This window comes from Paenibacillus residui, assembly GCF_042677205.1.
Lineage (GTDB): Bacteria > Bacillota > Bacilli > Paenibacillales > NBRC-103111 > Paenibacillus_L > Paenibacillus_L residui.
Window position 1 is genome coordinate 36363 of record NZ_JBHTIU010000025.1, and the last position, 7032, is coordinate 43394.

The window sequence follows — 7032 nt, forward strand, 5'->3', positions numbered from 1 at the left end:
TCCTTAATAAGATTCCCTTTTTCTCGTATGAAGCTATACTTGGAAGTGTAGATAAAAAGCATCACATTCTACTAATATCCTCATAGAGCGGGGTAGTCAAGACGATGTCCAATATTAAGCATTCGCTTCGCTTTAAGTTAATCATCGGCTTTTCTATAATCGTGGTGCCTCTGGTCATACTGCTGCTCTACAACAATTATTACGCTTCGAACATTATCAGGGAGCAAGTGGCGGATTCCAATAAAAACTCGATGATTCTCTATTCGAATCAGATCGAGGCGGCCCTAAACAAGGAAACCAACTTTCTATACAATATCGCCGTCGAGGATCCGAACATCGCTGCCCTGTCGCAGCTGCTGGATGATCCGGATGAGTATTATTTGGCCAAGGCCAGAATATTGAACACGTTGACTCGCTATCACCGTTTTGACAACAGCGTTGATCTTCTGTTTATTTACTCGGTAGAGAAGCAGGATCTCTTCAGCACGCCGATCAAAACCCAATCCTATGAAGAGCTGCAATCGATTAAAACATCCATTGAAAACCTCGTCAAGGACGTTCGCCCGGACAGCGCCTATTTCGGCGAATGGAAGGCAATCGAATACAGTGAACACCAATATGCATTAATCCGGTTGGTGGATACGGGAGACGATTTTTATCTGGGAGCCTTCGTCAAGCTGGAGAACCTGATGATCCCCCTCGATTTAATCCACCTTGAGGAAGGCTTCGCCAGCTTCGTTAATAACCGGGGAGAATGGATGACAAGCACGGCCGGGATCGACCCGCATCGCTTGAATGCCTCTCTTGCCCTGGAATCGAATGAATTGTATCAGGTAGTAGAGAAGGATGACCGAAATTATATCGTCGTTATGAATCCGATTAATGGAACAGATGTGATTCTAAGCGCGTTTGTTCCGGAAGCCCGGATGCTGAAAAATTTATATCATTTTCGGAAGGGAATTATTATTTTATCGGTCGGTGTGTTTTGTATCCTGATCATTTATTTGGCATACCTCAATGATATCATCATGAAACCGATGAACAATCTGATTCGGGGGATGCGGAGAATTAAGCATGGGAACTGGGATACCCGCCTACATTCGTCCGGATCGAAGGAATTTGCCATTATCAATGAAACCTTCAACAGCATGGCCTCGCAGATTCATGAACTGAAGATCAGCGTGTATGAAGAACAGATCAAAGCGCACAAGGCCGAGCTTAAGCATTTGCAGCTGCAAATCAATCCCCACTTTCTGCTCAACTCTATTAATATCGTTTACAATCTGGCTGAGATAAAAAATTATAGCGTGATCCAACTGATGTGCATGAATTTGGTCAAATATTTCCGGTTTACGACCAAGACAAACCAAATCGTTGTAACGATCGCTGAAGAAATGGAGCATATGGAGAGCTACATCAAAATTCAGCAGGTTCGTTTTCCCGGGCGCGTAACCTATGAGATTCACATATCCGACGGAGCGGAGAAGGCGGCCATTCCGCCCCTGTTAATTCAGCCTTTCATCGAAAATGCAATTAAATATGGTTTTGATTTCATGGATCATCCTTTTCATATAGCTATTTATATCCGTCTACTAGAGCACGAGCGATTGGAAATTGTCATTTCGGATAACGGCAATGGCTTCTCTGAAGAAATTCTGGAGAAGCTGCAGACGGGCGGCTACTTGGAAAGTCAGAACGGAGAGCATTTGGGGATTTCCAATGTGCAATACAGGCTCAAGCATATTTTTGGCCAGCAGACGCAGCTGGAGTTTGATAACGCACCGGATTCCGGTGCGAGAATCCGAATCGCACTTCCTTTTCGAACGGTAGAGAAGTTTACTTCATATTGATGATCTGAATGGAGGCAGTCGCAATGTACAAGGCGCTGATTGTGGACGATGAGATCTACGCGGTGATGGGGATCCGAAGCGGTGTGAATTGGCAGGATCTCCAGGTGTCCGAAGTATATGAGGCTTATAATATGCGGGATGCGCTGCGGGTATTTGAACGCACTCCGATCGATGTCATGGTTTGTGATATTGAAATGCCCAGAGGAACGGGGATCGAGCTTCTTGAGCGGGTAAATGAAATTTCTCCCGGTACGGAAACGATTTTTCTGACCGCCCATTCAGCCTTCGACTTCATGAAGAGAGCGATCCAACTGGACGGATTCGATTATCTGTTGAAGCCGATTGAATTCGATGTGCTTCAGGAGACTATCGCCAAAGCACTGCAGTCCATTAGACAGGAACGGGAGCTGCTTCAATTGCGCGAGCAGTATAAACCTTACTACGAGATGTGGCGAAGGAAAAAGACTCTCCTTACGGATAAGTTCTGGAACGATTTATTGTCGGGCAGGATTGTCTGTTCTGCGGACAATATAGCAGGCATCCTTGAGGAGCATGAGCTTACGGGTCTCCAGGATGCCGTATTCCTGCCTGTTCTGGTAAGCGTCGAATCGTGGCTGCGCGAGTTCAGCACGAAGGATGAAGAGATGATGGAATACGCCGTTCGCAAAGGAGCATCCGAAATGCTGCTTCTTACCGGCCAGGGTGAAGTCATTCAGACCAAGCAGGGCGTGAATGTCGTTATCATCGTCGGAGCGGATGGAGGAGCGGAAGCGATGAACGAGCTGCATTCGCGCTGTGAAAGCTACATCCGGGACTGTCGTAAATACTTCAGCTGTAACGTTTCCTGTTATATTGGAAAGAGCTCCACTCTCTATGATATAGCCGAAACGTACAGACGGCTGCTGCAGATGGAGTACAACAATTTGAATAAATCCAACCAGGTGTATACATTGGCTGCGGCAGGCCCCTATTCGATTAGGACGATGATTCCGCGCCTATCTGCCTGGACCTTTCTGCTGGAACAGGGCAAGCTGGACGAATTGCAGAGAGAGATTCGCTGCCTTATCGCGGAAATGAGCGGCATTCCGGGACTTTCGATTGTAGAGCTGGAAGGGTTTCGTCATGAATTTATGCAGATGGTGCATTATATTCTTCATAAGAACGGACTGTCCGCCTTTGAACTGTTTCAGGATCAGGAAGGAATTCTGCTGAACGCCAGGCCTCGCAGCCTTGAGCAATTGGAGGCTTCAACTCTTCGAGCGGTTCAGGTTATTTATGATCAATTGCATCAGAATCATTCGGTGGTTCAGCGTGTCCAGTACTATATCACAGAGCACTTGCATGAACCAATCACCAGAGAGCAGCTCGCCGGCTGCGTTCATCTCAATCCCGCCTACCTGTCCCGCCTGTTCAAACGTGAAGTCGGGGAATCGATCACGGATTATATCCTGCATGCCCGGATGTCCCGGGCCAAAGAGCTGATTACCGGCTCGACCATCCCGATCTCCAATGTAGCCCGAAGCCTTGGCTATCACAATTTTTCGCATTTTTCCAAAATGTTCAGAAAGGTATATCATACTTCACCACAGCAATGCAGACAGCAATCCGGTAAAATGAACCAGCACTTATAGCGGGCTCATGCCGTATTTGTTCCGACAAAAGCTTGCTTCAAAAGGAAGCGGTCTGTATAATTTCAGAAGTGATCTTGACCTAATGAACAGGTGGTTATTCCATGTCGTCGTATTTATTTCCGATCAAGCAGGCCTTTATTACTTTCCCGATTGCGGCCTTCGTCATTCTGCTTCCGTTCCTGCTATACCATTATCGCAAGTACGGCTATGTCAATTGGTATCGCTCCATTGTGCTCTATTCCTTGCTGCTGTATGCAATGGCGGCTTACTATCTGGTCATTCTCCCTCTTCCGGAGACGACCAATACTTGCAGTCTGCAGCCTCCGGGTACGAAGCATATGCAGTTAATGCCGTTTTATTTCGTCGTAGATTTCTTGCGGGAGACCGGGTTCCAGTGGGACCATCCGATGACCTATATCGGAGTTCTGAAGGAGAGGGCTTTTCAGCAGGCGGCCTTTAACTTCTTGCTGCTATTTCCATTAGGGATTTATTTGAGATATTACTTTCATCGAACCTGGTTCCAAACGCTGATATTGTCGTTTCTGGCTTCGTTATTTTTCGAGCTGACCCAGCTTTCCGGGCTTTATGGCATTTACAATTGTCCGTACCGGCTGTTCGATGTGGACGATTTGCTTCTGAATACATCAGGGGCCATGGCGGGATGCCTCATTGCGCCAATAATCACCGGATTTCTGCCGAACACGAAAAAGCTGGATGAAGGAATTGATCTGGCTGCCCGACCGGTTTCGATGATCCGCCGGACCATTGCCTTGGCCATCGACTGGCTGCTGATCGGATTCATCAACGGATTTTTAAGCCTATTCGGGAGAATGAATTCCTGGCTGGAGGTTGCTCTCGTTGTCTTCCTCTACTTCATTGTCATTCCTTCCGCCACTAATGGCGTTACGTTGGGCAAATCGATCGTCCGCATCCGGGTGAAAGGGGCCGGGGAGAAGGTGACGCTGAAGGAGCTGTCGATCCGTTACGGCATTCTGTACTTCGGGATTTTCGGTTTGAATGTTCTGTTCCTGCAGATCGCAGCGGGAGGGAGCTTTGTCCGGATATTCTTCATGGCGCTTCTGTTTATCGTCGGGCTGGGCAATCTTGTTTTCGCCGTTCATTTCATGCTTCGCTTGTTCAGCCGGGACAAAACGTTGTTTTACGAAAAGCTCAGCGGCACCAGGAATGTGATCATTCCGCCCGGAAATAAACAAAATGAAAAGCCGGATCCGTCTTAACGGGTCCGGTTTTTCATTTTTTTGGGTTGGTATTCGTTCGGGAGAGGAAGGGGTGGCTGGTGTCGCCCCAGGCACGGCAGAAATCTGGTGCTGCGATACTCTGTCGACTCGCTGTTTTTCTCTCGGGCCCTTTTTCGTGAAAAGCCTTTGATTTTCGGATTTCATTGACAATGAGAATCTTTATCAATTAGAATGGTAGGGAATACCACCATCCGTAAATGGGAGAGGAGAGGGATAGATCGTGTTTATCGAGACTAAGACCATCGTGGTTAAGGAAGGAACTTCCAATAAAGTCGTTGAACGGTTTAGCGGAGAAGGGGCTATTGAGAAGTCTCCCGGATTTATAGATTTGAGCGTAATGGTCAAGAAAACGGTACGAGGCGATGAAGAAGTGGTCGTAATGGTCCGCTGGGAATCCGAGGAGGCGTGGAAAGGATGGGAGAAGAGCGAAGTCCATCTGGAAGGACATCGGCAGGCTAGAGGCAAGCCAAAGCCGGAGCATATCGTTAGCTCCAGTCACGCCGTATACTATGTCAAGGCACAGAAAGGCCCCTACGCCGCAAGTGCTTCCGAAGTATGATCGACCGATATGGGATAGTGGGAGCTTTTATGCGGTAATCCTTTATCGGGTTAAGTATCGCCCTTTATAGATGGAATCCGGATCAGGACTGGCATATTGCCGGTTAATGGGCAGCTGGCAGTAGTAGACTTGATAGGCTGCCTGCCCCCTAAATGTTCAAAACGCGCGCCTTCTCGGGGGCGCGTTGCTGCGTTTGATGGACTGGTCAAAAGCGGTCAAAAGCCTTTTCGCCTGGGGCGAGGCCTTTTCTCAAACGTGTGCTTCTCCCGGGAATCAGGATTGTACTGTGGAGGGATGACGGGTACAATGGATTCCAAGGTGGTGCTTGGCGAATCTAGCTCTGTCGTTGCTTTGACGACGGAATACCGAGGCGCCGTAACCGGAAGCAAGAACGACCAGAGATCATTCGCACGCTCTTCTGCCCGGCAGCTCCATTTAGACAGCGTCTTTATGGGAATGCACCGGATGCAGGAGAGCAGGGTGAATAAAGCGGGGGGAGCAACAAATGGCAAAGAAGAGAAGACAGGCTTCACCGTCCAATCGGCCATCTTCTGCGGAGCAGCCGGCCACATTGAAGGATTTACTGAGCAGCGAGATGGTCGATAAGCTGAAAGCTCAGGCGAACGAGATCAGGGCGGAAGAAGAGAAGCGGAAGGAAGAAGAACGCAAGAAGGCGGAACAAGCCCGCAAGGCCGAGCAGGAGAGGCTCGATAATGATTTCGAGCATTTGCTGAAGAACTCCAATCTGGACTGGCGGAAATACAAATAACGGGCTTCCATGGGGAGCCGGGAGTGGCACATCGTGGCGAAGGAACACTGGGGAGAGCAGCCTGGCGGCATGTGGTTGACCACCGTCATGTGACGTCAAACACCGCGCGCAGGGATGGGAGCCGCGCGCGGTGCGGAAGCAGACGACCGACAAGGTGCGGACCAGCGAAGCCGCGGATTCTATGGGAGGCTCCCAGATTTTACTGAAAGCCCAAGAACTACGGAGTAAGCAGCCGTTCAACTCCCGGCACAAGAGCTGACAGCGAAGGGCAGCCGAGATGATGCACCCGACATGTGATGTTTTCGGGGTACCCGGCCTAATCAGATGCCTCCTTGCCGCAAGAGACGCTTCATAAAAATTTTCCCGTTGGATACTTTAAGGAGGTATCCTATCACAATGAAATGTAAAGGAGAAGCGGGAAAATGGACTTGAAGGATAAGGTATGGTCCGTATTGGAGGAAGTGATGGACCCCGAGCTGCATATCAATATCGTGGACTTGGGGCTTGTTTACGAGCTTGAGGCCGATCCGGACGGTAAGGTAATGATTACCATGACTTTGACGATTCCGGAATGTCCGCTGAAGGACGAGCTTCTGAGCGAAATCCATGAGAAGGTAGGGGCCGTCTCCGGCGTCACAGACGTTGAAGTGAATCTCGTCTGGGAGCCGAAATGGACTCCTGCAAGAATGAGCGATCAAGCGATCCAGGAATTCAAGCGCAGACAAACTCTCGTGTAAGATTCATACACAGCGGCAGGGTGGGGCTACAGGGCTCCATCCTTTTTATTTCCCGGGATTCCTATTCATTCTATAGGCCGTCTTCTCGAGAGGAAGGTGGCGTAATTGAATCATTCTATATAAACCGGCTTCGTAACCCGGACTAAAGTAAATTCGCCTATACTAAAAATTCCTGTTGGTGCTAAGAAATAGCCTTTGAATGAAAAGGAGCGCCTCTGGTACGATGG

General features: G+C 48.8%; 7 protein-coding genes. All 7 read left to right on the forward strand.

The annotated features are described in order from the left end of the window. The first annotated feature begins 104 nt into the window (after positions 1 to 104). Positions 105 to 1850, forward strand: coding sequence for a sensor histidine kinase (locus ACFQ03_RS07050; protein WP_379287080.1), 1746 nt, complete (start codon positions 105 to 107; stop codon positions 1848 to 1850). A gap of 23 nt (positions 1851 to 1873) precedes the next feature. Then, positions 1874 to 3481 (forward strand): response regulator, encoded by a 1608-nt coding sequence (locus tag ACFQ03_RS07055; RefSeq protein WP_379287082.1) that lies wholly within the window; start codon positions 1874 to 1876, stop codon positions 3479 to 3481. Positions 3482 to 3582: 101 nt separating this feature from the next. Beyond that, positions 3583 to 4719, forward strand: a complete 1137-nt coding sequence (locus ACFQ03_RS07060) for a VanZ family protein (protein ID WP_150959275.1) — start codon at positions 3583 to 3585, stop codon at positions 4717 to 4719. A gap of 241 nt (positions 4720 to 4960) precedes the next feature. Beyond that, positions 4961 to 5299, forward strand: coding sequence for an antibiotic biosynthesis monooxygenase (locus ACFQ03_RS07065; RefSeq protein ID WP_144935536.1), 339 nt, complete (start codon positions 4961 to 4963; stop codon positions 5297 to 5299). 505 nt (positions 5300 to 5804) lie between these two features. After that, positions 5805 to 6068: a YqkE family protein gene (locus ACFQ03_RS07070; RefSeq protein WP_379287085.1), complete on the forward strand. Its 264-nt coding sequence runs from the start codon at positions 5805 to 5807 to the stop codon at positions 6066 to 6068. A 130-nt stretch (positions 6069 to 6198) separates the two neighbouring features. After that, positions 6199 to 6327 carry a hypothetical protein gene (locus ACFQ03_RS07075; RefSeq protein ID WP_379287087.1) on the forward strand — a complete coding sequence of 43 codons (129 nt, stop codon included), beginning with the start codon at positions 6199 to 6201 and terminating at the stop codon, positions 6325 to 6327. A 163-nt stretch (positions 6328 to 6490) separates the two neighbouring features. Beyond that, the gene (locus tag ACFQ03_RS07080) at positions 6491 to 6805 is read left to right on the forward strand and encodes a metal-sulfur cluster assembly factor (RefSeq protein ID WP_144935527.1); all 315 of its coding nucleotides are present in this window, start codon (positions 6491 to 6493) and stop codon (positions 6803 to 6805) included. Positions 6806 to 7032: the final 227 nt, after the last annotated feature.

What these genes read in the sequence shown, in the direction of transcription:
- ACFQ03_RS07055 (WP_379287082.1), top strand. Translation starts at nt 1,874, where the DNA reads ATGTACAAGGCGCTGATTGTGGACGATGAGATCTACGCGGTGATGGGG.
- ACFQ03_RS07070 (WP_379287085.1), top strand. Translation starts at nt 5,805, where the DNA reads ATGGCAAAGAAGAGAAGACAGGCTTCACCGTCCAATCGGCCATCTTCT.
- ACFQ03_RS07060 (WP_150959275.1), top strand. Translation starts at nt 3,583, where the DNA reads ATGTCGTCGTATTTATTTCCGATCAAGCAGGCCTTTATTACTTTCCCG.
- ACFQ03_RS07080 (WP_144935527.1), top strand. Translation starts at nt 6,491, where the DNA reads ATGGACTTGAAGGATAAGGTATGGTCCGTATTGGAGGAAGTGATGGAC.
- ACFQ03_RS07050 (WP_379287080.1), top strand. Translation starts at nt 105, where the DNA reads ATGTCCAATATTAAGCATTCGCTTCGCTTTAAGTTAATCATCGGCTTT.